Below are 25,657 nucleotides of genomic sequence, written 5' to 3' on the forward strand. Positions count from 1 at the left end.
GCGGGCGCTAGGAGGCTTCCTTGAGCGGCCAGCGCGGGTCGACCACGGCCGCCGGGTCCTTGCGGCGCAGCCAGCTCTGCAGGTCGGTGGCCCAGGCCCGGTGCCAGTCGATCTGCCGCCGGTGCAGTTCGTCCAGCGGCAGGTCGCCGGCCTGCGCGGGGTAGCGGTGGCCGAGGGCGACGGCGACCCGGACGGCGGCCAGCGCGTCGCTGCCGGCCTCGTGCGCGTCGCGCAGTTCGACGCCGTAGACCTCGCAGACCCGCTGGAGGGTGCGCGAGCCCTTGCGGTACTTGTCCAGGGCGCGGTCGACGACCATCGCGTCGACCACCGGGGTGACCGGCCCGCCGAGGCGGTCGGCCAGCGTGGGCAGGCGGTGGCGGCGCAGTTCGGCGTCGAGCAGGGAGAGGTCGAAGGGGGCGTTGAAGGCGACCACGGGCCGCCCGGCGGCCAGCCGGTCGGCCAGGGCGCGGGCGATCTCCTCGATCGCCTCGGCGGCGGGGCGGCCGTGCGCGCGGGCCTCGGCGTCGGTGATGCCGTGGATCGCGGCGGCCTCGGCGGGTATCGGGACGCCGGGGTCGAGCAGCCAGGTGGTGGCCCGTTCGACGCCGCCGCCGAGGGTGTCGACCACGGCGGCGGTGACGATCCGGGACGCCTCCGGGTCGGTGCCGGTGGTCTCCAGGTCGAAACCGGTGAGCGGCCCCTTCCACCAGGTCATGGGGGTGTGTCCTTCCGTCAGCACTGCCAAGGTGGGTCCATCATCGCGCGGCGCAGTGACAGCGCCCGCGGCACTCCTGCCCCGGGCGGGGTCGGGCACGCGCTCAGGACACCGGCCGGGAGTCCCCCCACAGGTCCTCGAACTCCTCGCGGTAGACCTCCAGCAGCCCGGGTTCGGTGCCGCCGGGGTCCTGCCCGGCGCCGCCGCGCAGCACCAGCGCGGGCGACTCGATGCCGCGCACCCGGCGCAGGTAGGGCTGGACGACGCCGAGGTCGGTGGAGCGCCGCCGCCCGCCGGCGCCGGTGGTGCGCTGGCCCTCGACCAGGTAGGCGGTGAACCGGGGCAGTTCGTCGAACACCCGGATCTCGAAGCTGCCCTGGTCGCGCAGCCGGGCCCGGACCCGGCGCACGTGCATGATGTTCATCTCCACGGCGCGCCCCAGCTCGCCGCGCCCGATGGCCAGTTCGCGTTCGCGGCGGCGCACGGCACTGCTCGCCGGGTTGAGGAACAGCAGCCGCACCCGGCAGCCCTCGGTGGCCAGCCGGACCAGCCGCTTGCCGGTGTAGTTCTGGCACAGCATGCCCAGGCCGATGCCGACCGCGTCCAGCCGGCGGGCCCCGTCGAGCAGGTCCTCGACCGGCAGGTCGCGCTGGAGCCGGACCCGGTCGGCGTGCACGGCGACCACGTCGGCGTAGCGGCCGGCGACGAGTTCCTCGACCACGTCGGCGGGCACCCCGCCGTGTCCGCCGTCGAGCAGGGCCAGCAGCCGGGCGGCGGCCCGCTCGGTCTGGTCGAGGACGGTCTGCGACAGGGCCCGGTTGCGGGAGACCACGTGCCGGGCGACCTCCAGTTCGTCGAGCGCCAGCTCGACCTCCCGGCGGTCCACCAGGTGCGGTTCGAAGCACGGCCAGTGCTGCACCATCAGCTCGCGCAGCTGCGGCAGGGTGAGGAAGACCAGCGGGTCGTCGTCCGCCGGGTCGAGCAGGTAGCCCTTGCGGCGGGAGACCTCGCGCACCGCGGCGGCCCGGTGCACCCACTCCTCGCCGGCCGGTCCGGCGGCGGCGGTGACCCACTCCTCGCCGTGCGCGGGCGCGTAGACGGGGCGCAGCACCTCGTCGACCAGGGCGCGCATCCGCTGCTCGACCAGGTTGAGCCAGACGTAGGCGCGGCCGGCCAGCCGGACCCGGCGGTAGGCGTCGTCCCACTGGTCGGCGGCCCAGGCGGGCGGCGTCCCCTCGGCCGGGCCGCCCGGCGGGGGCAGCGGTCCGCGGCCGCCGCGGACGATCAGCGTCGGGGCCTCGCTGCTCCCGGCCCGCGGGTCCGTGCCGTCGCCGCCGGCGGGGAACCCCATCCGCTACCTCACCTCTCGTCCGCCGCCCTGCGGGTGACGGTGCGTCCGCTGGATCCGTCCACCACGACGGCCCTGGTCGCACGCCGCGTGGGCCCGGGGCTCGCGGTCCGGACGATCAAGGGTATCGCCCGGCGCCGCCGGGCCGCAGCCCTCTTGACAGCAAGCGGACCCGGCCCCGACCGTGCGTCACCGCCCGGCCACGCCACGCCGACGGACCGGGCCGCTGGGACACCCGTTCGGGCGAACCACGCGCGGATGGGCGGGGAGTTCGGGCCGCCGCCGGGGAGTATGCGGGTGTGCCGTGCGTCACCTGGTTGCCGCTCCGCACATGGCCGGGCGCTCCGCCGGGAAACCCTCTGGGAAGCGCCAGTTCGCCTCAGGCACAAGGAAGTTGAGGATACATGCAGGTCTGGCCGGGGAAACCGTACCCGCTCGGCGCCACCTACGACGGGGCGGGCACCAACTTCGCCGTGTTCTCCGAGAGCGCGCACCGGATCGAGCTCTGCCTGATCGCCGAGGACGGCTCCGAGACGGTGGTCGAGCTCCGCGAGACCGACGCCTTCGTCCGGCACGCCTACCTGCCGGGCGTCCAGCCCGGCCAGCGCTACGGCTTCCGCGTGCACGGCCCGTACCAGCCGGGCCTCGGGCAGCGGCACAACGCCGCGAAGCTGCTGCTCGACCCGTACGCGAAGGCGATGAGCGGCCACATCGACTGGGACGAGTCGGTGTACGGCTACCACTTCGGCGCGCCCGAGCGCCGCAACGACCTGGACTCGGCCCCGCACACCATGCACTCGGTGGTGATCAACCCGTACTTCGACTGGGGCACCGACCGGCCGCCGCGCACCGACTACCACCGCACCGTGCTCTACGAGGCGCACGTCAAGGGCCTGACCAAGCTGCACCCGGGCATCCCCGAGGAGATCCGCGGCACGTACGCGGGCCTGGCCCACCCGGCGGTGATCGAGCACCTGGCCAAGCTGGGCGTCACCGCGATCGAGCTGATGCCGGTGCACCAGTTCGTCCGCGACCACCGGCTGCGGGACCTGGGGCTGGCGAACTACTGGGGCTACAACAGCGTCGGCTTCTTCGCCCCGCACTCCTCGTACTCCTCCACCGGCGACCGCGGCCAGCAGGTGCAGGAGTTCAAGTCGATGGTCAAGGCGCTGCACGCGGCCGGCATCGAGGTGATCCTCGACGTGGTGTACAACCACACCGCGGAGGGCAACCACCTGGGCCCCACGCTCTCCTTCCGCGGCCTGGACAACGCCTCCTACTACCGGCTCGCCAAGGACCAGCGCTTCTACGAGGACACCACCGGCACCGGCAACTCGCTGCTGATGCGCAGTCCGCACGTCCTCCAGATGATCATGGACTCGCTGCGCTACTGGGTCACCGAGATGCACGTGGACGGCTTCCGCTTCGACCTGGCCGCGACGCTGGCCCGGCAGTTCCACGAGGTCGACCGGCTCTCCTCGTTCTTCGACCTGGTCCAGCAGGACCCGGTGGTCTCGCAGGCCAAGCTGATCGCCGAGCCCTGGGACCTCGGCGAGGGCGGCTACCAGGTCGGCAACTTCCCGCCGCTGTGGACCGAGTGGAACGGCAAGTACCGCGACACCGTGCGGGACTTCTGGCGCGGCGAGCCCGCGACGCTGGCCGAGTTCGGCTCCCGGCTGACCGGCTCCTCCGACCTCTACCAGGACGACGGCCGCCGCCCGATCGCCTCGATCAACTTCGTCACCTGCCACGACGGCTTCACCCTGCGCGACCTGGTCTCCTACAACGACAAGCACAACGAGGCCAACGGCGAGGACAACCGGGACGGCGAGTCGCACAACCGCTCCTGGAACTGCGGCGCCGAGGGCGGCACCACCGACCCCGCCGTGCTGGAGCTGCGCGCCCGCCAGCAGCGCAACTTCATCGCCACCCTGATGCTCTCCCAGGGCGTCCCGATGCTCTGCCACGGCGACGAGGCCGGACGCACCCAGCGCGGCAACAACAACGCCTACTGCCAGGACTCCGAACTGACCTGGGTGCACTGGGACGGGGACGGTGCCGACGCCTCCCTGCTGGAGTTCACCCAGGCCATGATCTGGCTGCGCCGCGACCACCCGGTCTTCCGCCGCCGCCGCTTCTTCCACGGCCGCCCGGTCTCCGGCACCCACGACGACCTCACCGACATCGCCTGGTTCACCCCGGCCGGCGAGGAGATGACCAAGCGGGACTGGTCCACCACCTACGCGAAGTCGCTGACCGTCTTCCTCAACGGCAACGCGATCTCCGAACCCGACCGGCGCGGCGGCAAGATCGTCGACGACTCCTTCCTGCTGCTGTTCAACGCCCACTTCGAGCCGCTCACCTTCACCGTCCCGGCCGGGCACGGCGAGGCCTGGCAGGTCGTCGTCGACACCGCGCTGCCCACCCTGCCGCCGCGCGGCACCGGCCCCCGGGTCAAGGCCGGCGACACCCTGCGCCTGCCCGACCGCGCCCTGATGGTGCTCCAGCGCCCCGCGTGACCCCGCGCGCTCCGGTTCGCCCCGACCCTTCGGTCTGCGGGCGCTCCGGGGCGGGTACCCCCTCCGCACTGCGGAACCGCAGACCGGAGGGGGTACGGAATGTCTCGTCGGTGGTTGGTGACCGGCTGTTCGTCGGGGTTGGGGCTGGCGCTCGCGCGGGCGGTGGCGGCGGCCGGGGACCGGATCGTGGCGACCAGCCGGGGGGCCTCGCCGCTGGACGCGCTGGCGGCGGAGTTCCCCGGGCAGGTGGTGCCGGCCCGGCTGGAGCTGCGCAGCGCGGCGGACTGCGCGGCGGCGGTGGAGCTGGCCCGCACCCGCCTGGGCGGGGTGGACGTGCTGGTGAACAACGCCGCCGTCGGCCTGTTCGGGGCGGTGGAGGAGGTCTCGGACGCGGAGCTGCGCGACCAGCTGGAGGTGCTGGCGGTGGCGCCCTGGCGGCTGGCCCGGCTGGTGCTGCCGGTGATGCGGGCGCAGGGCGGCGGGCACGTCGTGAACGTCTCCTCGGTCGGCGGCCGGATGGCCTTCCCGGGCCTGGGGGCGTACGTGGCGGGCAAGTTCGCGCTGGAGGGGATGAGCCTGGCGCTGGCGGCGGAGGCGGCGGCGTTCGGGGTGCGGGTGACGGTGGTCGAGCCGGGCGGCTTCGCCACCTCGTACGGGAACGCGCTGACCGAGTCGGCGGCGAAGCTGCCGGAGTACGGGCCGGTGCTGGCGCCGATGCACGCGGCGCTGCGCGGCATGGCCGGGTCCGCGGAGCTGAACCGGCCGGAGGCGTTCGCCGAACTGGTGCTGCGCGCGGTGGCCGCGCCGGCGGGCCCGGTGCGGCTGCCGGTGGGGCCGGACGCGTACGCGATGCTGGAGGCGGCGCTGGCCGGGGAGGCGGCGGAGCTGGCGGCGGCTCGGGCGCTGGCGGACGAGGGGGCGGCGGCCCGGGCGGGCGAAGGAGCGGCGGCCCGGGCGGGCGAGGGGGTCGCCGAGCCCGACCCGGTCTGAGGGCGCGCCCCCCGTTCGGCGCAGTGGACGGTAGGTCCGGGGCGGCCAGGGTAGGCATGCGGGTATGACGTCAGCCGCCGCACGCCCCGAGACTGCCGGCATCCCGACGGCCAGTTACCGGCTCCAGCTGCAGCCGGAGTTCACCCTGCACGACGCCCGCCGGGCGGTGCCGTACCTGGCGGCGCTCGGCGTGTCGCACCTGCACCTGTCGCCGCTGCTGGAGGCGGTGGCCGGCTCCACGCACGGCTACGACACGCTCGACCACAGCCGGATCAGCGAACAGCTCGGCGGTGAGCGGGCGCTGCGCGAGCTGGCCGCGGAGGCGGCGGCCCACGGGCTGGCGCTGATCGCGGACGTGGTGCCCAACCACATGGCGCTGCCGGTGCCGGAGCGGCTGAACGGGCCGCTGTGGCAGGTGCTGCGGAACGGCCCGGACGACCCGTTCGCGGACTGGTTCGACATCGACTGGGCCGCCCAGCCCGGCCCGGTGGACGCCCCGGAGCGCGGGCGGCTGCTGCTGCCGCTGCTGGGCGACCGGCTGGGCGCGGTGCTGGACCAGCTGGCGGTGGACGGCGACGTGCTGCGCTACCACGACCACGCGTTCCCGCTGCGGCCCGGCACCGAGGGCCTGCCGCTGGCGGAGCTGCTGGAGCGGCAGTGGTACCGGCTGTGCTGGTGGCAGCTGGCCGACGAGCAGGTCAACTACCGGCGCTTCTTCACCGTCAACGACCTGATCGCCGTCCGGGTGGAGGTCCCGGAGGTGTTCGAGGCCACCCACGGGGTGCTGCTGCGGCTGCACCGGGAGGGCGTGCTGGCGGGCTTCCGGATCGACCACCCGGACGGGCTGGCCGATCCGCGCGGCTACCTGCGGCGGCTCGCGGAGGCCACCGGCGGGGCGTACACGGTGGTGGAGAAGATCCTGACCGGGGACGAGGCGCTGCCCGCGGACTGGCCGTGCGCGGGGACGACCGGGTACGACGCGCTGCGCCGGATCGACGGGGTGCTGACCGACCGGCGGGGCGCGGAGAAGCTGTTCGCGGCCTACCGGCGGGACGTGGGCGAGGCGGCGGACCCGGCGGCGGCCGGCCGGGCCGGGCGGGCCGAGATGGTCGCGCCGGGCGGGGCGCTGGCGGCGGAGACGGACCGGCTGGTGCGCCTGGTGGGGCGGATCTGCGCGGACGGGCCGGAGCTGGCGGACCACTCGCCGCTGGCGGTGCGCCGGGCGCTGGAGGGGCTGCTGACCGGCTACCCGGTGTACCGGCCGTACGTGGTGCCGGGCGAGCCGGCCCCGCCGGAGGCGGTGGCGGCGCTGGCGGCCCCGGTGGACGCCCCCGCCACCGAGCGGCTGGTGCGGGAGCTGGCGCTGGGCGCGCTGGGGCGGTCGGCGGCGAAGGACGAGTTCTGCCACCGGTTCGGGCAGACCGCGTCGGCGGTGGCGGCCAAGGGCGTGGAGGACACCGCGTTCTACCGGTTCAACGCGCTGCTGTCGCTGAACGAGGTGGGCGGCCTGCCGGAGCGGCCGGGCGTGTCGGTGGAGGAGTTCCACCGCTGGTGCGCCGAGCAGGACCGGCTGTGGCCGGCCTCGATGACGGCGCTGTCCACGCACGACACCAAGCGCAGCGCGGACGCCCGGGCCCGGCTGGCGGTGCTGGCGGAGCTGCCGGAGGTGTGGGCGGCGGAGTGCGCGGCGTGGACGCTGGCGGCCGGGCCGTGCGCGGACCGCTCCACGGCGTGGCTGCTGTGGCAGACGCTGCTGGCGGCGTGGCCGGTGTCCGAGGAGCGGCTGCTGGGGGTGGTGCTGAAGTCGGTGCGGGAGGCGAAGCGGCGCACCTCGTGGAAGGACCCGGACGAGTCCTTCGAGCGCGGGCTGGAACGGTACGTGCGGGGGGCGCTGGCCAATCCGGGGCTGTGCCCGCGGATCGCCGGGTTCGCCGGGCTGATCGCGCCGTTCGCCCGGGTGAACTCGCTGTCGGCGGCGCTGCTGCACCTGCTGGCGCCGGGCGTGCCGGACGTGTTCCAGGGCGGCGAGGAGCCGCTGTACACGCTGGTCGACCCGGACAACCGGGCGCCGGTGGACCTGGGCGCGCTGGCGGTGCGGCTGACCGACTCGCCGGAGCCGCGCCCGGGCGACCTGGCCCGGGAGAAGCTGCACCTGACCACCACCGCCCTGCACCTGCGCCGCTCCGGCCCGCTGGGCTCGTACCGGCCGGTGGCGGCCCGGGGCCCGGCCGCCGGGCACCTGGTGGCGTTCGGGCGCGGCGAGCGGGTGCTCGGCGCGGCGACCCGGCTGCCGTACGGGCTGCACCGGGCGGGCGGCTGGCGCGAGACGGTGCTGGAGCTGCCGCCGGGGCGCTGGACGGACCTGCTGACCGAGCGGCACTTCACCGGCGGCACCGTCGAACTCTCGTATCTCTTCCGGCAGTCGCCGGTCGCACTGCTCGCGGAGGGGTCCTGATGCGGTACCGGGTGTGGGCACCGGAGGCCAAGGTGGTCGAGGTGGAGGTCGGGGCGATCCCGTACCTGCTGGAGCGCGACCCGGCCCGGCCGGGCTGGTGGCACGGGGAGGCGCCGGAGGGCGACTACGGCTTCCGGCTGAACGGGGGCCGGGCGCTGCCCGACCCGCGCTCGGCGTGGCAGCCGTTCGGCCCGGACGGGCTGAGCCGCCGGGTCGACCACGGCGCGTTCGCCTGGTCGGAGACGGCCTGGCGGGGGCGCCCGCTGCCGGGCGCGGTGGTGTACGAGCTGCACGTGGGCACGTTCACCGCCGGGGGGACGTTCGACGCGGCGGCCGAGCGGCTCGACCACCTGGTCGACCTGGGCGTGGACTTCGTCGAGCTGATGCCGGTGTGCGCGTTCCCGGGCCGCTCCGGCTGGGGGTACGACGGGGTGGACCTGTGGGCGGTGCACGAGCCGTACGGCGGGCCGGACGGGCTGAAGCGGTTCGTGGACGCGGCGCACCGGCGCGGGCTGGGCGTGGTGCTGGACGTGGTGCACAACCACCTCGGTCCCTCGGGCAACTACCTGCCGCAGTACGGCCCGTACTTCACCGACCGGCACCAGACGCCGTGGGGCTCCGCGGTCAACCTGGACGCGCCGGGCTCGGACGAGGTGCGGGCGTTCCTGATCGGCAGCGCGCTGTCCTGGCTGCGCGACTACCGGATCGACGGGCTGCGGCTGGACGCGGTGCACGCCCTGGTGGACACCCGGGCCCGGCCCTTCCTGGAGGAACTCGCCGCCGAGGTCGAGAAGTTGGCGCAGGCCACCGGCCGGCCGCTGTTCCTGGTCGGCGAGTCCGACCTGAACGACCCGCGCACCACCGCCGCCCGGGAGGCGGGCGGCCTGGGCCTGGACGCGCAGTGGAGCGACGACTTCCACCACGCGCTGCACTGCCTGCTGACCGGCGAGTCGCAGGGCTACTACGCGGACTTCGCCGCCGACCCGTACGCGGCGGTGGCGAAGACGCTCACCCGGGGTTCTTCCACGACGGGAGCTGGTCCTCGTTCCGGGGCCGCTCGCACGGCCGCCCGTTCCCGGCCGGGCACGGGCACCGGCTGCTGGGCTTCGCCCAGTCCCACGACCAGGTCGGCAACCGGGCCGTCGGCGACCGACTGTCGGCCGCGCTGCCGCCGGGGCGGCTGGCGGCGGCGGCCGCGCTGGTGCTGACCTCGCCGTTCACGCCGATGCTGTTCATGGGCGAGGAGTGGGGCGCGGGCACCCCGTGGCAGTACTTCACCGACCACACCGACCCGCGGCTGGCCGAGGCGGTCCGGCAGGGGCGGCGCCGGGAGTTCGCCGGGCACGGCTGGCGGGCCGAGCAGGTGCCGGACCCGCAGAGTCCGGACACGGTGGCCGCCTCCACCCTGGACTGGGCCGAGCCGAAGCGCACTCCGCACGCCGAACTGCTGTCCTGGTACCGGGAGTTGATCCGACTGCGGCGGGACGCCCCGGAACTGTCGGACGGCGACCTGGCCGCGGTGCGGGTCCGCTACGACGCGGCGGCCGGCTGGCTGGCGGTGCACCGGGGCCGCTACCGGGTGCTGGTGCGGCTCGGCGGCTCCGCGCAGCCGCTGACCGTCCCGCTGGAGGGCGGGTTCGCCGCGCTGGAGGCGGCGTTCGGGGAGGTGGCGGTCGGCGGGGCGGCGACCGGCGGGGCTGCGGCCGGCCCGGGCGGCGCGGTGCTGCTCGGGCCGGACGCGGTGGCGGTGGTGCGCACCGCGTAGGCGGCGGGCCTCCGTCCGGCACGGGCGCGCGGTGGGCGGTGGGCGGTGCGCGGTGAGCGGTGGGCGGTGGGCGGTGCGCGGTGAGCGGTGGGCGGTGGGCGGTGCGCGGCGGCTACCAGAGGTACTCGCTGATCCGGGTGTGCAGCCCGGCGGCGTCCAGGCCGTACGCGGCCAGGTGCTCCGGGATCGAGCCGTAGTGCCGGTGCTCGGCCACCGGCACGCCCAGGGCCAGCACCCGGTGCGGCAGGTCGCCGAGCGCCAGGTGCGCGGCGCGCTCGGAGGTGCCCGCCAGGTAGGGCTCCACCAGGACCGCGTCGGCCCGCTCGCCGAGCGCGGCGCGCAGGCCCGCGGCGTCGAACGGGCGGACGGTGGCCGCGTACAGCACCGTCACGTCGAGCGTCTCGGTGGCTTCCAGCACGGCGTCCAGCATCGGGCCGACCGCCAGCACCGTGCCCGCGTGCCGGGAGCCCTGGCGGACGGTCAGGAAGCGTCCGGGGGCGACGGGCCGGGCCTCGGCGTTCTGGTGCGCGGAGAGCCGGACGTACTGGAGGGTGTCGCCCGCCGCGACGGCGTGCCGCAGCAGCAGGTCGGCCTCGGCGGGGTGGCCGGGGACGTGGACGTGCCAGTCGGGGAGGGTGTCGAGCAGCGCGACGTCGCCCGGGGACATGTGGGTGCGGCCGCCGGCCGGCCAGTCGTAGGAGCCGGCCGCGCTCACCAGGACCGCGCCGACGCCCTGGTGCACCAGGTCCAACTTCACCTGCTCGAAGGGCCGTTCGACCAGGAAGCTGGCGAAGGTGTGGGCGATCGGCCGCATTCCGGTCAGCGCCAGGCCGCCCGCCACGCCGATCAGCAGCTGCTCGCGGATGCCGACGTTGACCACCCGGTCGGGGTGGGCGCGGGCCGCCCCGGGGAACTGCGCGACCCCGATGTCGGCGAGCACCAGCGCGGTGCGCGGGTCCCGCTCCAGCAGTTCGGTGACGGTCGCGGCGAACTGCTCGCGCATGGTGGCCTCGTGGGTGGCCGGGAAGGTCGCCTCGTGGGTGCTCTGCATGGTCTCTTCTCCCCTGCGGTCAGCTGTGCTTGGGCTCGGTGCGGGCCACCACGACGTGCGGGCGGCCGGGGTGCGGGGCGGTGAACGCCCGGTACAGCTGCTCGTGGTCGCGGCCGTCCACGGTGGCCGTCGACCAGCCCTCGCCGGCGAACCGGGCCGCGATGCCGCCGCTCCAGCCGTGCGTGGCCGAGGAGTTGTCGATCACCAGGGTGTGCAGCCGCTCCAGCCCGTACGCCCCGGCGAAGGCCACCGCCTCGTGGTTGGAGCCCTCGTCGAACTCGGCGTCGCCGATCAGCACCCACACCGCCGGGCCGTCCAGGCCCTGCGCCCGCAGGCCCAGCGCCGTCCCGACCGCCAGCGGCAGGCCGTGCCCCAGCGAGCCGGAGCCGATCTCCGCGCCGGGCACCAGCAGCCGGTCCGGGTGGTGGCCCAGCGGCGAGTCGTAGGCCCCGAAGCTGGACAGCAGCTCGACCGGGAAGAAGCCCTTCGCGGCCAGCACCGCGTAGTACGCCATCGGGCCGTGGCCCTTGGACAGCAGGAACCGGTCGCGGTCCGGCGCGTCCGCGTTGCCCGGGTGCGCGTTCAGCACCCGGTCGTAGAGCACCCACAGCGCGTCCAGGGTGGAGGTCGCGGCCGGGGAGTGCTTCTCGTCGCCGGTCATCAGGGAGATCAGGTGCGGCAGTTCGGCGAAGCCGCCGCCGCGGGTGCGCGTCGCCGCGTCCGTCGTGTGGGCGTTCGCCGTGGGGGCGTTCGCCATGGGGGCGCCCGTCGTGGGGGCGTTCGTGGTGGGGGCGTTCGCCGTGGGGGCACCCGCCGCCGCTTCGTCCGTCGTGGAGTCGCTCGTCATGGGAGAAAGCCTCCGACTTCAAGCGCGCTTGAAGTCAAGCGGGCGCTTCCCGGTACGCTGCGGAGGCATGGCACCCACCCGGCACGACGTCCTCACCATCGGCCAGCTCGCCGAACGCAGCGGCCTGGCCGCCTCCGCGCTGCGCTACTACGAGAGCCTCGGGCTGATCCACTCCGCCCGCACCGCCGGGAACCAGCGCCGCTACCCCCGCACCGCGCTGCGCCGGATCGCCTTCGTCCGGGCCGCCCAGCAGGTCGGGCTCAGCCTGGAGGAGGCCCGCGCCGCCCTCGCCCGGCTGCCCGAGGACCGCGCCCCCAGCACCCGGGAGTGGAACGCCGTGGCCACCGCCTGGCAGCACCGGATCGACCGGCAGATCGCCGAACTCCAGCACATGCGCGCCAAGTTGACCGGCTGCATCGGCTGCGGCTGCCTCTCCCTGACCCGCTGCGGCCTCTACAACGCCGCCGACCGGGCCGGTGCCGCCGGGCCCGGTGCCCGCTACCTGTTCACCCGCGACCCGGACACCGGCCCCGAACCCGGGGCCGACCCCGCCCCGGCGGGCTGATCCGCCGGTTTCCGGACCCGCCGCCCGGCCCGCCGCCGGGCCGTCTATGCTGCCCCCGAAAGCGCGTTCCACCGACGGGGGGCCGGACATGACCGAACATCAGGAAATCGCCCTGGACTGGATGTCCGGCCAGCAGGAGCAGCCGCCCTCCGCCGAGCTGCGCCCCGAGGTGCCGCACCCGGCCCGGATGTACGACTACTACCTCGGCGGCAAGGACAACTTCCCCGCCGACCGGGCCGCCGCCGAACAGGTCCTCTCGATCAGCCCGCTGGTGCGGATCAGCGCCCAGGCCAACCGGGCCTTCCTGCAGCGGGCCGTGCGCACCCTCGCCGAGCAGGGCGTGCGCCAGTTCCTCGACATCGGCACCGGCATCCCCTCCGCCGGGAACACCCACGAGATCGCCCAGGCCGTCGCCCCGTCCGCCCGGGTGGTCTACCTCGACAACGACCCGATCGTGCTGGTGCACGGCCGGGCCCTGCTGGCCGGCGCCCAGCAGGGCAGCGTCAACGTCCTCCAGGCCGACCTGCGCAAGCCCGAGGCGATCCTCGCCGACCCGGCCGTCCGCGACCTGATCGACCTCGACCGGCCGGTCGCCCTCCAGCTGTTCGCCATCCTGCACTTCATCGACGACGCCGACGACCCGTACGCGATCGTCCGCACCCTGGTCGACGCCCTGCCCTCCGGCAGCTACCTGGCCCTCTCGCACGCCACCGGCGACTTCGCCGCCCCCGAGGACGCCGCCAAGGGGCCCGCCGTCTACAAGTCCGCCACCGCGCAGCTCAGCATGCGCACCCGCGAGCAGGTGCTGCGCTTCTTCGACGGCCTCGACCTGCTGGAGCCCGGCCTGGTCACCGCCCCGCTGTGGCGCCCCGACCAGGCCCCGCGGGACACCGACCAGCAGGTCGCCATCTGGGCGGGCGTGGCCCGCAAGCCCTGACCGCGGCCGGAGCCGCCCCGGCGGCGGTGCGATCATGGGCCCACCCGCACCCGTCCGAAGGAGCGCCCGCCGTGACCGCACCGCCGCCCGCCGGGCTCCCGTCCGCCGGAACCCCGGCCGCCGCGCCGCAGCCCGCCGTACCGGCGCTGGTCGACGCCGCCTGGCTGGCCGCCCGGCTCGGCCGCCCCGACCTGGTGGTCCTGGACGCGGGCGTCGGCGCGCACCGGCACCCGCCCGTCCGGATTCCCGGCGCCCGGGCCTTCGACCTCGACGGCGCGCTCTCCGACCACGGCTCCCCGCTGCCGCACACCCTGCCCGCCCCGGCCGACCTCCAGCGCGAGCTGCGCGCCCTGGGCGTCGACCAACGCTCGACCGTGGTGGTGTACGACGGCGCGGGCGTGTACTCCGCCCCGCGCGCCTGGTGGATGCTGCGCGCCGCCGGCCTCGACCGGGCCGCCGTCCTGGACGGCGGCCTGCCCGCCTGGCGGGCCGCCGGACACCCCGTCGACGCCGGGCCGCCCGCCTCCCCCGCCGACGGCCTCCCGGCCGGGGACGTCACCGTCCGGCCGCGCCCCGGCCCGTTCGCCGACCGGGACGCCGTGGCCGCCGCCCTCGCCGACCCCGGCACCGCCGTCCTGGACGCCCGGGCCCGCGACCGGTTCACCGGCGCCGCCCCCGAGCCCCGCCCCCACCTGCGCCGCGGCCACCTGCCCGGCTCCACCAGCCTCCCCTTCACCGAGCTGCTCACCGCCGACGGCCGCTACCTCCCGGTGCCCGAGCTGCGCGCCCGCCTCGCCGCCGCCACCGCCGGCCGCCCCCGCCTGATCGCCTCCTGCGGCTCCGGCGTCACCGCCTGCGTCCTGGCCTTCGCCGCCCACCTCACCGGCCACCCCTCCCCCGCCGTCTACGACGGCTCCTGGTCCGACTGGGGCCGCCCCGAGACCGGCCTGCCGGTCGCGACCGGCGGCTGAGCGCGGCAGGCCCCGGGCGGACGGGGCGCGCGCGGGCCCTCCCGACGGGTCAGCGGCCCTTCACCGCCGCGTCGGCCGCGGCCAGTTCCGGGACGAGGGCGGCGAGTTCGTCGGCGATCCGGGTCAGGTCGGCGTGCGAGCTGCGCAGGTCGAGGCGGCGGTGCTGGCAGTCGGCGAGGGCCGCGAGCGGTTCGGGGAGGCGTTCGGCCCGCAGTCTGGGGGTGTCGCCGACCAGGACGGGGATGACCAGGGCGCCGACGGCGAAGGCTTCGGCTATCTCGCGGCGCGGCCAGTCCTCCGGGTCCTCGACCGCGGGGCGGCCGTCGCGGCCCTGGACGTCGAACCAGCGGGGGCCGACCACGGCGAGCAGGACCGCGCAGTTGCGGACCGCGGCGATCAGCTCCTGCGGGTAGCGGCTGCCGGGGGCGATGGACTTGCTGGCCCGGAACACCTGGTCGCTGCCGAACCGGTAGGACAGTCCGTGGTCGAGCAGCGCGGCGACCGCCTCCTGGTCGCCGGTGCGGTAGTTCACGAAGATCGCGGGCATGGTGCGTCGACCTCTCTGTGCGGGGGTGTCCCGGCGGCGGTCCCGCGCGGGCGAGGGGAAACGGACGGTGGGGCCGACGGGCCGTCAGCAGCTGCCGGTGATCGCCCGGAGCAGGAGGGGCTGGAACTCGCGGACCGCCCGGTTGGCCCGGAACCGCCGCAGTTCGCGGTCGAGCCGGCGCAGGTCGGCGACGACCGTCGCGGAGGGCACGTCGGTGAGGGTGTCGAGCTGTTCGGCCGCGATGGCGCAGGCGTGCTCGGCCTCGCCGGCCCCGGCGTGGGCCAGGGCGCGGCGCAGCCCGTAGCGGACCCGGGCGCGGGCGGCGCGCAGCGGGATGCGGGCGCACTCGCGGTCGAGGACCTCGGCGGCGCGCCGGGCGTGGCCGAGGTCGAACAGGCACCAGCCGGTGGTCATCGCGGCGGGGTCGGCGATGTTGGCGCTGCCGATCACCGGGCCGTCGTCGCGGTCGGCGTCGGCGGTGTCGAGCAGCACCTCGGCCCGTTCCAGGCCGCGCAGGCAGCGGGTGCGGTCGCCGCCGAGGGCGTGGCCCTGGGCCTCGCGGAGCGCGGCGAGGCCGCGGATGCGGGGCGGCAGGCGGCGGTCCTGGGCGGCGGTGGCGAGCGCGACGGTGGTGGCGGCGTCCCCGGCGTAGAAGGTGATCAGGGCGCGGCGGACCAGCGCGTACCCGGCGAGGTGGCGGTTGCCGCCGGCCCGGGCGAGTTCGACGGCCCGCTCGGTGTGCGCGAGGGCGGCGTGCCGGTCGCCCGCCTCCTGCGCCATCCAGCCGCCGAACTCGATGAAGTGGGCGGCGATCAGCAGCAGTTCGGCGCGGGCCCGGCCGTCGCAGCGCAGCGCGATCCGGACGGCGGTCTCGCTCTGCATCTGGAGGGCGGGGACGAGCAGCACCGGGTCGAGGTGCTGGCCGAGCGCCCGGTACTGGGTGAGCTGTTCGCGCAGCAGGGCGGGGACGCCGGGGTCGAGCGCGGTGGGGCGCTGCGGGGGCAGGGCGGCCAGCGCCTCCGGGGCGGGGAGCGCGGGCACCGGCAGGCCCTCGGGCCCGCCGCGCCCGGCGCGCGGCTCGGCGTACCCGGCGCCCGCGTACCCGGCGTACCCGTAGCCGTACCCGTACCCGTACCCGTAGCTGTGGCCGGCCTCGGCCTCGGCGGCCTCGCGGGAGCGGAACCCGACGCCCGGCCCGGTGCGGTGGGCGGCGGCCCGGGCGGTGGGTTCGGGGCGGGTGGCGAGCTGCTGGAGGCGGCCCTCGGCGCCGAGCAGGGCGTCGCAGCGGCGGGCGAGTTCCTGGGACGCCTTGCGCTGGCCGCTCTCGACCTTGCTCAAGTAGCCCTTGCTGTAGCTGAGTTGCCGGGCGAGCCCGTCGAGCGAGAGGCCGTGCGCCTCGCGCAGCCGGCGCAGTTCGGCCCCGAAGCGATGAGACGAGAGCATGCCAAATCACCCCCTGGATGCGTCCCGGGCACACGCGGTGTGCGGGATGTTCGGTTCGGTCCGGGAGCGCTCCCCGGCGCTCCGAGGGAATCTTGGCATGCGACTGATCGCTTCCGGAGCGTTACGGAACGGTTTCCCGTTGCCAATTCCGCTGGCAGGCCGTGCGGCAGGGCGCGAATCGGCCCCTGCCGGGCGACCGGACCCCGATCGGCCCGGCCCCGGAGGCCACGCCCGGGGCGCCGACCGACCCCCGCCACCGACCCCCGCCACCGGCTCCCGCCGGCCGCCGAACCGGAGTCCGGGCGGCCCCGCGCGCTCCGTCCGCCGCCCTCGCGCCTCCCCCCGGGGCCCGCACCGGGCGGCGCGTGGGCCACGTTTGCACGCCCGGTCCGTACGGGGACGAATCACCTGGGACACCGCCCGCTGACCTGGGACGACCCGGGACTCCGCCGATCAGCACGAGGGGAATCCTTTGACCGCGCCGACGCCGCCCGAGGGGATGCCGCCGCACCCCGCCGCCCCACCACCGTCCCCCGCGGGGCCGGCCCCGCCCCGCCGGATCGACCTCCAGGGCTGGAGCGCCGTCATCACCGCCCTGGTCGGCGTCGCCACCCTGGGCGCCGGGTTCGCGGGCGGCTACCTGACCCAGTCGCAGTCCGTCCCCGGCCTCCGGCCGCAGCCGACGGTGACGGTGACCGCTCCCGGCCCGACCGCCCCGGCCCCGGTCGGCACCCTGCCCGCCGCCGTCCGGCCCGGCGTCCCGCCCGTGGTCAGCCCGCCCGTGCTCAGCCCGCCCGTCGACACGCTGCCCAGCGAGGCGCTCGGCAGCCCGGGGGCGAGCGGCACCCAGGTGCTGCTGGCCTCGCCGGACGCCGGGCGCGGCGGGACCAGGACGGTGCTCACCGGGCAGGGGTTCCCGCCCGGCGCGGTGGTGCGGGTCTCCTTCGTCGTCAAGAACGAGTCCGAGCTGGACCAGCGGCTGCGCGACCTGCGCGACACCGAGTCCGACGCCCGCGGCGCCTTCTCCGTCGAGGTGGTCATCCCCGCCGACCTGGGCGGCTACGCGGACATGAACGCCTACCTGCGGGCCCAGGCCGGCACCGGCGGGAAGCCCGTCGAGACGGTCTTCGACCTGCTGCCCTGACCGGCCGTCAGGCCCGGCGCTCCTCCAGCCGCCGCCACAGCTCCTCGACCCGGGCGGTCAACTCCTCCAGGCCGCCGCTGTTGTCGAGGACCAGGTCGGCGACCGCGAGGCGCTCCTCGCGGCCCGCCTGGGCGGCCATCCGGGAGCGGGCCTCGTCCTCGGCCATGCCGCGCAGCTCGACCAGTCGACGCAGCCGCTCCCCGTCCGGGACGTCGACCACCACGACCAGGTCGTACAGCGGGGCCAGGCCGTTCTCGGCGAGCAGCGGGACGTCGTGCACGACGATCGCGTCCGGCCCGGCCGCGGACTCCAGTTCGGCGGAGCGGACCCGCACCAGCGGGTGGACGATCGCGTTCAGCTCCGCCAGCCGGGCCGGCTCGGCGAAGACGATCCGGCCGAGCGCGGGGCGGTCCAGCGCGCCGTCCGGGAGCAGCACGCCGGGCCCGAACTCGGCGGCGACGGCGGCCAGTCCGGGCGTCCCGGGGGCGACCACCTCGCGGGCGATCACGTCCGAGTCGACGATCACCGCGCCGCGCGCGGCCAGTTGGCGGGAGACCTCGCTCTTGCCCGCGCCGATCCCGCCGGTCAGTCCGATCCTCAGCATGCCGCCAGGCTACCGGCCCCCGGCGCCGGCCCGCCGCGGCGGGCCGGGCCCACCGGCGCGCCCGCGGATGCGCGCGGGAGCCCGGCGGTGCCCGTTTCCTGATGCCACGTCAGTTCCGGAGCCTGACGCGCCGTCAGATGCCCTTTCGGGCAAGGGGGTTCAGTCGAGGTCGAGGGACTCCCCGGCCGCCAGCGTCCGGTACTCCACGCCGCCGGTGCCGGGGCCCTGCGGGCCGAGCAGCCGTCCGTGGACGGCCTGTCCGGCCTCGCTGAGCGTCGCCTCGTGGATCGCCACCGCCTGCCGGGGCTGGGTCTCGCGCAGGTAGTCGACCAGTTCGCCGGCCCGCAGCCAGGGCGCGCCGAGCGGCAGCAGCAGGGTGTCGACGGTGTCCGGCGGGAGGGTCAGCGCGTCGCCCGGGTGGAAGGCCCGGCCGCCGAGCAGGAAGCCGATGTTGGGGATGCGCGGGATGTCGGGGTGGATCTCGGCGTGCCACTCGCCGTGCACCGTCACCGGCAGGCCGTCCAGGTCGAACGCGTCGCCGTCGCCGACCACCGTCACCCGGGCGCCGATGCCCTCCAGCTGCCGGGCCACCGCCGAGTTGGTGTACACCCGCAGGCCCGGGTTGGCCTCGACGGCGGCCCGGACCTGCTGCTCGGTGAAGTGGTCGGCGTGCTCGTGGGTGATCAGCAGGGCGTTCACGTCCGCCACCACCTCCGTCCCGCTGAACATGCCGGGGTCGATCAGCGCCGCCCCCGCGCGCGTGCTCGATCCGGACGCAGGCGTGGCCGAACTTCGTCAGTCGCATGCGGCCAGCCTACGACCACGGCCCGGCGGGTCCGGCTACGGCGCACCCACCAGGCGGCGGCGCTCCGCCAGCCGCGGCGCGGGCAGCACCACCGGGCGCAGCGGCGGCAGCTCGACGTGCTCGTGCAGGCCGACGATCCGGTGCAGGCGGCGCAGCGGGGCGGGCGCCCACCAGTTGAGCCGGCCGAACAGCGTCATGGTGGCGGGCACCAGCAGGGTCCGCACCAGGGTGGCGTCCACCGCGACGGCCACCGCCAGCGCGATGCCCATCTGCTTGACCATGAGCATCTGTCCGGCGGCGAACCCGGCGAACACGATCACCATCAGCAGCCCGGCCGAGGTGATGATCCGACCGCTGCGCTGCAGGCCGAGCTGCACCGATCTCGCGCAGTCGTACCCCTGGTCGTGCAGTTCCTTGATCCGCGAGAGCAGGAACACCTCGTAGTCCATCGACAGCCCGAACGCGAAGGCGAACACCAGCACCGGGATCACCGTCTCCAGGCCGCCGGTCGGCGTGAACCCGAGCAGCGAGCTGAAGTACCCGTGCTGGAACACCAGGGTCAGCGCGCCCAGCGACGCCCCCAGCGAGAGCACGTTCATCAGCAGCGCCTTCACCGGCAGCACCACCGACCCGGTCATCAGGAACAGCAGCACCAGCGTCCCGGCCGCGACCAGGCCCAGCGCCCACGGCCCGCGCGAGCCGATCTCGTGCTGGAAGTCCACCAGCGACGCCGCGTCGCCCGTCACGTACGTCTCCAGGCCGCCGCGCTCGGAGCGCAGCTCGCCGACCACCCGCTTGGCCCCGGCGCCCTGCGGGTCGCCCTTGACCAGCACGTCCACGGTCTGCACGCCGTCCGAGACCGGCACCACCGAGCGGACGCCCGCCACGCCCGGCAGCTTCGCCACCACGTCGTCCGCGTACCGCTGGGCCTGCTGCGCCGTCCCCTCGACGACCACCTGCACCGGTGCCGGGACCTGCCCGGGGAAGCGCGCTTCGACCGTCTCGGCGACCTGCCGGGACGCGAAGCTCTTCGGCAGCACGTCCGCCCCCGAGTTGCGGAAGTGCGAGCCCAGGAACGGCGCCCCCGCCGCCAGCAGCAGCGCCACGCAGGCCAGCATCACCGGCACCGCCCGGCGCTGCACCCGGCGCACCGTCCGGGAGAAGAACCCCTCGTCCGGGACGGGCGCGGTCGGCGCCTTGATCCGCCGCCCCATGAAGCCCAGCAGCGCCGGCACCAGGGTCAGCGCCGCCGCCACCGCGATCACCACCACGCTCACGCCCGCCACCGCGACCGCCCGGAACACCGGGCTGGTGAAGACGAACAGGCCGCTCAGCGCGACCGCCACCGTCAGCCCCGAGAACGCCACCGTCCGGCCGGCCGTGGCCGCCGTGCGCTCCACCGCCTGCGCGGTGTCCGCGCCGTGGCCGCGCTCCTCCCGGAACCGGTTCACCATCAGCAGCGCGTAGTCGATCGACAGGCCCAGGCCCAGCACCGTCGCGATCGGCAGCACCGAGGTGTCGATGTCCATCAGCTTGCTGAACCCGAACATCGCCAGCAGCGCCCCGCCCACCGAGGCGATCGCCCCGATGCCCGGCAGCCCCGCCGCGGCCAGCCCGCCGAACACCAGCACCATCACCACCAGGGTGAGCGGCAGCGTCACGATCTCGCCGAACCTGGTGTCCTTCGCGGTCTGGTCCTTCACCTCCTGCTGGAGCACCAGGTCGCCGCCGACCACGGTGCGCGCGCCGTCCGCGTCGATCCGCTCCAGCCGGTCGGTCACCGCCGCCAGCTGCTTCGCCGTCGACCCGTCCGCCATCCGCACGCTCACCAGCGACGCCCGGCCGTCGCTCGCGGTCAGCTGCCCGCCCGTCCCGTACGTGTCCGCCACCGAGACCACGCCCGGCAGCTTCGCCACCTCCGCGCTCGCCCCCTCGACCGCGGCCCGCACCCCCGGGTCGCCCACCGCCGGCCCGTCCACCACCGCCGTCACCGTGCCCTGCACCGGGTCCGCCGCCTGCACGACCGCCGTTCCGGCGGCCGACTCCGACCCGCCGCTGCCGGTGGCCGCCACCGACCCCTCGAACACCCGCCCGCCGAACACCACCCCCACCGCGAGCACCAGCGCCCAGAACGCCAGCACCCAACGCCGGTGCCGGAAACACACTCGCCCCAGCGCGGCCAACCGACCGGAAACCTGGGAAACCTGGACCTCTGCTGCGGTGGAGCGGGAGCTGCGCATGCGGGGAGCCTTTCGGACAAGTCCCCTCAATGTATGGGTGACTACGCTTTCGTCCTATAGGCGGACGATGAGCCTCATCTCACAATCCCCTTCACATAAACGCCACTTAAGCTCCGCACCACCTCCCCGCCGCACCCCTCCCGGCTCGCCGGGCGGGGCGGGGTCAGGACGCGTCCAGGAGGGCGGCGGCGAGCAGGCCGGCCAGCCACTCCTGGTAGGCGTCGGCGGACCATCCGCGGCCCGCGGTGAGCTGGGTGAACAGCTGCGGCCCGGTCAGGGCCCAGCAGGCGTCGGCGAGGCGCGCGGTGTCGCTGCCGGGCGGCAGGACGCCGGCGCCGGCGAGGTGGCCGACGAAGGCGGTGACGCCCGTCAGCCGCTCCCGCTCGCTGAGCGCCAGCACCTCCGCGACCTCGGGCCCCGCCTGGACGAGCAGCCCGAACAGCGGGGCCAGCCGCTCGTGGACGCCCCGGACGAACCCGGCGTAGCGCCGGAGCTTCACGGCCGGGTCCCGGGCCTCCCACACCGCCCTGAGCTCGGGCCGCTCGGCCATCGCCACCGGCTCGTCGTCCCCGGCGAGCGTGGTGTCCCAGAGCGCCTTGACCAGCCCGGTCTTGCCGCCGAACGACTTGTAGACCGTCTCCGGGAGACCCCGGCCCGCTCGGCGACGGCGCGGACGGTCGCGGCCCGGTAGCCCTCCGCGAAGAGCAGCTCCCGGCACGCGGCCAGCACCGCGGCGCGGTTGCGCCGGGCGGCCTCCTGCCGGCGGCTGGCGTCGTAGGGCCTGCGCGGAGCGTCGGGCGCCACGGGACCCCTCCTCCCTGAATCCATTACAGTTAGCTGTATCGAAAGTTCGATCCGCCCCCGCGCCGCCGGAGGAACGCATGCCCCGCCCCGTCCCCCACGTCCAGCCCGGCATCGCTCCGGGCGTCGACCGCCTCGGCGACCACGTCGTCAACTTCTACCTCGTCCACCACCCGGACGGGCTGGTCCTGGTCGACGCGGGGCTGCCCGCCCACCTCGGACAGCTGCGCGAGCACCTGGCCCGACTGGGCCGGACCCCGGCCGACGTCCGCGCCGTGCTGCTCACCCACGCCCACCCCGACCACACCGGCCTGGCCCACCCGCTGCGGCGGGCCGGGGCCGACGTCCGAATCCACCAGCGGGACGCGGCCATCCTGCACGACGGCCCGCGCAGCGCCCTGCGCCACGCCGCACCCGAGCGCTCCATGCTGCCCTACCTGCTGCGCCGCCCCGCCGCGACCGGCACCGTGCTGCACCTCGCCCGCAAGGGCGCCTTCACCGCCCCCGCGGTGCCGGACGTCCGGACCTTCACCAACGACCAGCGGCTGGAGGACGTGCCCGGCGCGCCGCAGACCGTCGCGCTGCCCGGCCACACCCCGGGCAGCACCGCCTACCTGTTCCCCGACCGCGGCCTGCTGTTCACCGGCGACGCCCTGGTCACCCACGACGGTCTGACCGGACGCACCGGCCCCGGCCTGGTCTGCCGCGGCTTCACCCACGACGGCGCCGCGGCCCTGGCCGCCCTCGACCGCATCGCCGAACTGACCGCCGCCACCGTGCTCCTGCCCGGCCACGGCCGACCGACCACCGACGACGTCCGCACCGTCGCCCACCTGGCCCGACAGACCGGCCTGCACTGAACGGCCCCCTCCGCCGCACCACGGCACCTCCCCCGGTGCGCGCACGGGCGGACGGCGGACGGGCGGACGGGCGGACGGGCGGACGGGCGGACGGGCGGACGGCGGAGAAAACAGCAACCCCCGCCCAGGGAGACCCTGGACGGGGGTTGCCGTCAGTCAGCTACGCGCAGCAGCCGAAGCGGGGTGCTTCAGCTCTGGCCGCCGGCCAGCTTCTCGCGGAGCGCGGCCAGGGCCTCGTCCGAGGCGAGCGCGCCGGAGGTCTCGTCGCTGCTGGAGGAGTACGAGCCGCCACCACCGGAGACCGGGGCCTCCTCGCCCGACTCGGCCGCAGCGGCGGCGTCGGCCTCGCGGGACTTGATGACCTGGGCCTGGTGCTGCTCGAAGCGGGCCTGGGCCTCGGCGTACTGCCGCTCCCACTCCTCGCGCTGCTTCTCGAAGCCGGGCAGCCAGTCGTTCGCCTCGGGGTCGAAGCCCTCCGGGTAGATGTAGTTGCCCTGGTCGTCGTAGGACGCGGCCATGCCGTACAGGGTCGGGTCGAACTCGACCGACGCCGGGTCGGCACCGAGGGACTCGTTGGCCTGCTTCAGCGAGAGGCTGATGCGGCGGCGCTCGAGGTCGATGTCGATGACCTTGACGAAGATCTCGTCGCCGACCTGGACGACCTGCTCCGGGATCTCGACGTGGCGCTCGGCCAGCTCGGAGATGTGGACCAGGCCCTCGATGCCCTCGTCCACGCGGACGAACGCACCGAACGGAACCAGCTTGGTGACCTTACCCGGGACGACCTGCGAGATCTGGTGGGTCCGGGCGAACTGCTGCCACGGGTCCTCCTGGGTCGCCTTCAGCGACAGGGAGACGCGCTCGCGGTCCATGTCCACGTCGAGAACCTCGACGGTGACCTCCTGGCCGACCTCGACAACCTCGTTCGGGTGGTCGATGTGCTTCCAGGACAGCTCGGAGACGTGCACCAGACCGTCGACGCCGCCGAGGTCGACGAACGCACCGAAGTTGACGATCGAGGAGACGACGCCGGAGCGCACCTGGCCCTTCTGCAGGGTGGTGAGGAAGGTCTGGCGGACCTCGCTCTGGGTCTGCTCCAGCCAGGCGCGGCGGGACAGGACCACGTTGTTGCGGTTCTTGTCCAGCTCGATGATCTTCGCCTCGAGCTCCTTGCCCACGTAGGGCTGGAGGTCGCGGACGCGGCGCATCTCGACCAGCGAGGCCGGGAGGAAGCCGCGGAGGCCGATGTCGAGGATGAGACCACCCTTGACGACCTCGATGACGGTACCGGTGACGATGCCGTCCTCTTCCTTGATCTTCTCGATCGTGCCCCAGGCGCGCTCGTACTGCGCACGCTTCTTGGACAGGATCAGGCGACCCTCCTTGTCCTCCTTCTGGAGAACCAGGGCCTCGATGTTGTCGCCAACGGAGACAACCTCGTGGGGGTCGACGTCGTGCTTGATCGAGAGCTCGCGGGACGGGATGACACCCTCGGTCTTGTAACCGATGTCGAGGAGCACCTCGTCACGGTCGACCTTCACGATGACGCCCTCAACGATGTCGCCGTCGTTGAAGTACTTGATGGTCTCGTCGATCGCGGCGAGGAACGCGTCCGCGTCGCCGATGTCGTTGACCGCAACCTGCGGGGTGGTGCTGACAGAGGTGTCGGTGGGGCTCGTCATTAGGAAAAGGGCTCCGGTACGGACATGAAGTCGTAGGTAATGCCACGCGGGGGCCCTGATCGCTCCCACCGAAAGCCGTACAGGCCAGAGAACGGCCCACCGAAAGGACTCCCGCAGTAACAGGATTCCCGGCGTCCGTCTGACGACCGTGGGGTCTTCGACAGATGCGAGCGCGACCTGCTCCGTCCGAGGCGCGCAGGCCCGCAGCGCAACTTGTAGCATACGGGGACACCCCGGCACGGTCAACGCCGAAGCCGACGAGACCGGTAGAGCCCGGGACGGATCAGGCCATATCCTCCAACAGCGCTTCTCACCGCGCCTGGAACACCGGCCCTACCCCGGATGCCACCGCCCGATCCGGCCCCCGTACGGGGCCGGCTCCGCAGCAGCAGCGCTTCCGCAAGCCCACAGCCTACGTGACGGATTCCATGACCCACTCCACCGCCCCCGGCCCCGACGAGCCCCGCGACGACGAGCCCGGCGGGTACGACCCGTCCGCGTACGACGTGCCCTCCGCGCCCCGGGGGGAGGCGCGGGAGGACGGACCGGACGAGGAGGACGGCGACGAGGCGCTGCGGCGGGAGGCCGGGGAGCGCGAGTCGAGCCGGGCCAGCCGGCACTGGTGGGACCGGAACGCGGACGACTACCAGGACGAGCACGGCGAGTTCCTCGGGGACGACCGGTTCACCTGGTGCCCGGAGGGGGTGGACGAGGCCGAGGTGCGGCTGCTCGGCGAGCCCGCCGCGCTCGAGGGCGCGGACGTGCTGGAGATCGGCTCCGGCGCCGCGCAGTGCTCGCGCTGGCTGGCCGCCCGGGGGGCCCGGCCGGTCGCGCTGGACATCTCCTACCGGCAGTTGCAGCACTCCCGCCGGATCGACCTGGGCCGCGGGCTGGCGCCCGTCGCGGTGGTGCAGGCGGACGCGGCGGTGCTGCCGTTCGCGGACGGCTCGTTCGACCACGCGTGCTCGGCGTACGGCGCGGTGCCGTTCAGCGCGGACACCGCGCGGCTGATGCGCGAGGTGCACCGGGTGCTGCGGCCGGGCGGGCGGTGGGTGTTCTCGGTGACCCACCCGATCCGCTGGGCGTTCCCGGACGAGCCCGGGGTGGAGGGGCTGACCGCCACCTCCTCGTACTTCGACCGCACCCCGTACGTCGAGCAGGACGAGCAGGGCACCGCCACCTACGTCGAGCACCACCGGACGCTCGGCGACCGGGTCCGCGAGCTGGTCGCGGCCGGGTTCACCCTGCTGGACCTGGTCGAGCCGGAGTGGCCCGAGGAGTTGGCGCAGGAGTGGGGCGGCTGGAGCCCGCTGCGCGGCCGGCACATCCCCGGCACGGCGATCTTCGTCGCCCGGCGGAACGGCTGAG

At 75.2% G+C, this 25,657-nt stretch carries 21 protein-coding genes and 1 pseudogene; 10 read left to right on the forward strand and 12 right to left on the reverse strand.

Annotated features, from left to right (window positions below; translation table 11 throughout):
• Positions 1–7: 7 nt before the first annotated feature.
• Positions 8–715, reverse strand: a complete 708-nt coding sequence (locus tag QMQ26_RS09375; RefSeq protein ID WP_100835700.1) for an exonuclease domain-containing protein — start codon at positions 713–715, stop codon at positions 8–10.
• Positions 716–818: 103 nt separating this feature from the next.
• Complete coding sequence (locus QMQ26_RS09380; protein WP_282205401.1) at positions 819–2,066, reverse strand: SAV2148 family HEPN domain-containing protein; 1,248 nt, start codon at positions 2,064–2,066, stop codon at positions 819–821.
• Between the two features lie 401 nt (positions 2,067–2,467).
• Here QMQ26_RS09380 and glgX point away from each other — a divergent pair, with 401 nt between their 5' ends.
• The 4 genes and pseudogenes from glgX (at position 2,468) to treZ (ending at position 9,792) form a co-directional block, all read left to right on the forward strand.
• On the forward strand, positions 2,468–4,582 hold the full coding sequence (gene glgX, locus QMQ26_RS09385; protein WP_100835701.1) for a glycogen debranching protein GlgX: 2,115 nt from the start codon (positions 2,468–2,470) through the stop codon (positions 4,580–4,582).
• 99 nt (positions 4,583–4,681) lie between these two features.
• Positions 4,682–5,572: an SDR family NAD(P)-dependent oxidoreductase gene (locus QMQ26_RS09390; protein ID WP_282205402.1), complete on the forward strand. Its 891-nt coding sequence runs from the start codon at positions 4,682–4,684 to the stop codon at positions 5,570–5,572.
• A gap of 64 nt (positions 5,573–5,636) precedes the next feature.
• Positions 5,637–8,027, forward strand: a complete 2,391-nt coding sequence (treY, locus tag QMQ26_RS09395; protein ID WP_100835703.1) for a malto-oligosyltrehalose synthase — start codon at positions 5,637–5,639, stop codon at positions 8,025–8,027.
• Positions 8,027–9,792: pseudogene (gene treZ / locus QMQ26_RS09400) on the forward strand (malto-oligosyltrehalose trehalohydrolase). Before treY ends, treZ begins: the two are co-directional and overlap by 1 nt.
• Positions 9,793–9,904: 112 nt before the next feature.
• Here treZ and QMQ26_RS09405 read toward each other — a convergent pair.
• Together QMQ26_RS09405 and QMQ26_RS09410 are read right to left on the reverse strand one after the other, a co-directional pair.
• A complete protein-coding gene (locus tag QMQ26_RS09405) occupies positions 9,905–10,843 on the reverse strand; it encodes a transketolase family protein (protein ID WP_282205403.1) in 939 nt (312 codons plus the stop codon).
• Between the two features lie 19 nt (positions 10,844–10,862).
• A complete protein-coding gene (locus QMQ26_RS09410; protein WP_404814164.1) occupies positions 10,863–11,600 on the reverse strand; it encodes a transketolase in 738 nt (245 codons plus the stop codon).
• A 157-nt stretch (positions 11,601–11,757) separates the two neighbouring features.
• On the opposite strand from QMQ26_RS09410, the gene soxR reads away from it, so the two are divergent.
• From soxR to QMQ26_RS09425, 3 genes are all read left to right on the forward strand, one after another.
• Positions 11,758–12,255, forward strand: coding sequence for a redox-sensitive transcriptional activator SoxR (gene soxR, locus QMQ26_RS09415; RefSeq protein WP_100835707.1), 498 nt, complete (start codon positions 11,758–11,760; stop codon positions 12,253–12,255).
• Between the two features lie 88 nt (positions 12,256–12,343).
• Complete coding sequence (locus QMQ26_RS09420) at positions 12,344–13,192, forward strand: SAM-dependent methyltransferase (protein WP_282205404.1); 849 nt, start codon at positions 12,344–12,346, stop codon at positions 13,190–13,192.
• 71 nt (positions 13,193–13,263) lie between these two features.
• Positions 13,264–14,163, forward strand: coding sequence for a sulfurtransferase (locus tag QMQ26_RS09425; protein ID WP_282205405.1), 900 nt, complete (start codon positions 13,264–13,266; stop codon positions 14,161–14,163).
• 49 nt (positions 14,164–14,212) lie between these two features.
• On the opposite strand, the gene QMQ26_RS09430 is transcribed toward QMQ26_RS09425, so the two are convergent.
• Positions 14,213–14,710 (reverse strand): toll/interleukin-1 receptor domain-containing protein, encoded by a 498-nt coding sequence (locus QMQ26_RS09430; protein WP_111553216.1) that lies wholly within the window; start codon positions 14,708–14,710, stop codon positions 14,213–14,215.
• Positions 14,711–14,794: 84 nt separating this feature from the next.
• Positions 14,795–16,153, reverse strand: coding sequence for a helix-turn-helix domain-containing protein (locus QMQ26_RS09435; protein ID WP_282205406.1), 1,359 nt, complete (start codon positions 16,151–16,153; stop codon positions 14,795–14,797).
• 472 nt (positions 16,154–16,625) lie between these two features.
• Here QMQ26_RS09435 and QMQ26_RS09440 point away from each other — a divergent pair, with 472 nt between their 5' ends.
• Positions 16,626–17,297 carry a hypothetical protein gene (locus QMQ26_RS09440; protein ID WP_282205407.1) on the forward strand — a complete coding sequence of 224 codons (672 nt, stop codon included), beginning with the start codon at positions 16,626–16,628 and terminating at the stop codon, positions 17,295–17,297.
• Positions 17,298–17,304: 7 nt separating this feature from the next.
• Here the strand turns inward: QMQ26_RS09440 and coaE are convergent, their stop codons facing one another.
• The 5 genes from coaE to QMQ26_RS38250 form a co-directional block, all read right to left on the reverse strand.
• Entirely contained in the window at positions 17,305–17,901 is a 597-nt protein-coding gene (gene coaE / locus QMQ26_RS09445; protein WP_282205408.1) for a dephospho-CoA kinase, read from the reverse strand.
• A gap of 159 nt (positions 17,902–18,060) precedes the next feature.
• Positions 18,061–18,630 (reverse strand): MBL fold metallo-hydrolase, encoded by a 570-nt coding sequence (locus QMQ26_RS09450; protein ID WP_318552223.1) that lies wholly within the window; start codon positions 18,628–18,630, stop codon positions 18,061–18,063.
• A gap of 111 nt (positions 18,631–18,741) precedes the next feature.
• Positions 18,742–20,847, reverse strand: a complete 2,106-nt coding sequence (locus QMQ26_RS09455) for an MMPL family transporter (protein ID WP_282205409.1) — start codon at positions 20,845–20,847, stop codon at positions 18,742–18,744.
• A gap of 262 nt (positions 20,848–21,109) precedes the next feature.
• Positions 21,110–21,496 carry a hypothetical protein gene (locus QMQ26_RS09460; protein ID WP_404814101.1) on the reverse strand — a complete coding sequence of 129 codons (387 nt, stop codon included), beginning with the start codon at positions 21,494–21,496 and terminating at the stop codon, positions 21,110–21,112.
• Positions 21,442–21,774, reverse strand: a complete 333-nt coding sequence (locus tag QMQ26_RS38250) for a TetR/AcrR family transcriptional regulator (protein WP_404814102.1) — start codon at positions 21,772–21,774, stop codon at positions 21,442–21,444. Before QMQ26_RS38250 ends, QMQ26_RS09460 begins: the two co-directional genes overlap by 55 nt.
• Positions 21,775–21,827: 53 nt before the next feature.
• On the opposite strand from QMQ26_RS38250, the gene QMQ26_RS09465 reads away from it, so the two are divergent.
• Positions 21,828–22,607, forward strand: a complete 780-nt coding sequence (locus QMQ26_RS09465) for an MBL fold metallo-hydrolase (RefSeq protein WP_282205411.1) — start codon at positions 21,828–21,830, stop codon at positions 22,605–22,607.
• 188 nt (positions 22,608–22,795) lie between these two features.
• Here the strand turns inward: QMQ26_RS09465 and rpsA are convergent, their stop codons facing one another.
• Positions 22,796–24,289, reverse strand: coding sequence for a 30S ribosomal protein S1 (gene rpsA, locus QMQ26_RS09470; RefSeq protein ID WP_100835722.1), 1,494 nt, complete (start codon positions 24,287–24,289; stop codon positions 22,796–22,798).
• A gap of 428 nt (positions 24,290–24,717) precedes the next feature.
• Between rpsA and QMQ26_RS09475 the strand changes: the two genes are divergently transcribed.
• A complete protein-coding gene (locus QMQ26_RS09475) occupies positions 24,718–25,656 on the forward strand; it encodes a class I SAM-dependent methyltransferase (protein ID WP_282205412.1) in 939 nt (312 codons plus the stop codon).
• Position 25,657: the final 1 nt, after the last annotated feature.

Source organism: Kitasatospora fiedleri (genome assembly GCF_948472415.1).
GTDB lineage: Bacteria > Actinomycetota > Actinomycetes > Streptomycetales > Streptomycetaceae > Kitasatospora > Kitasatospora fiedleri.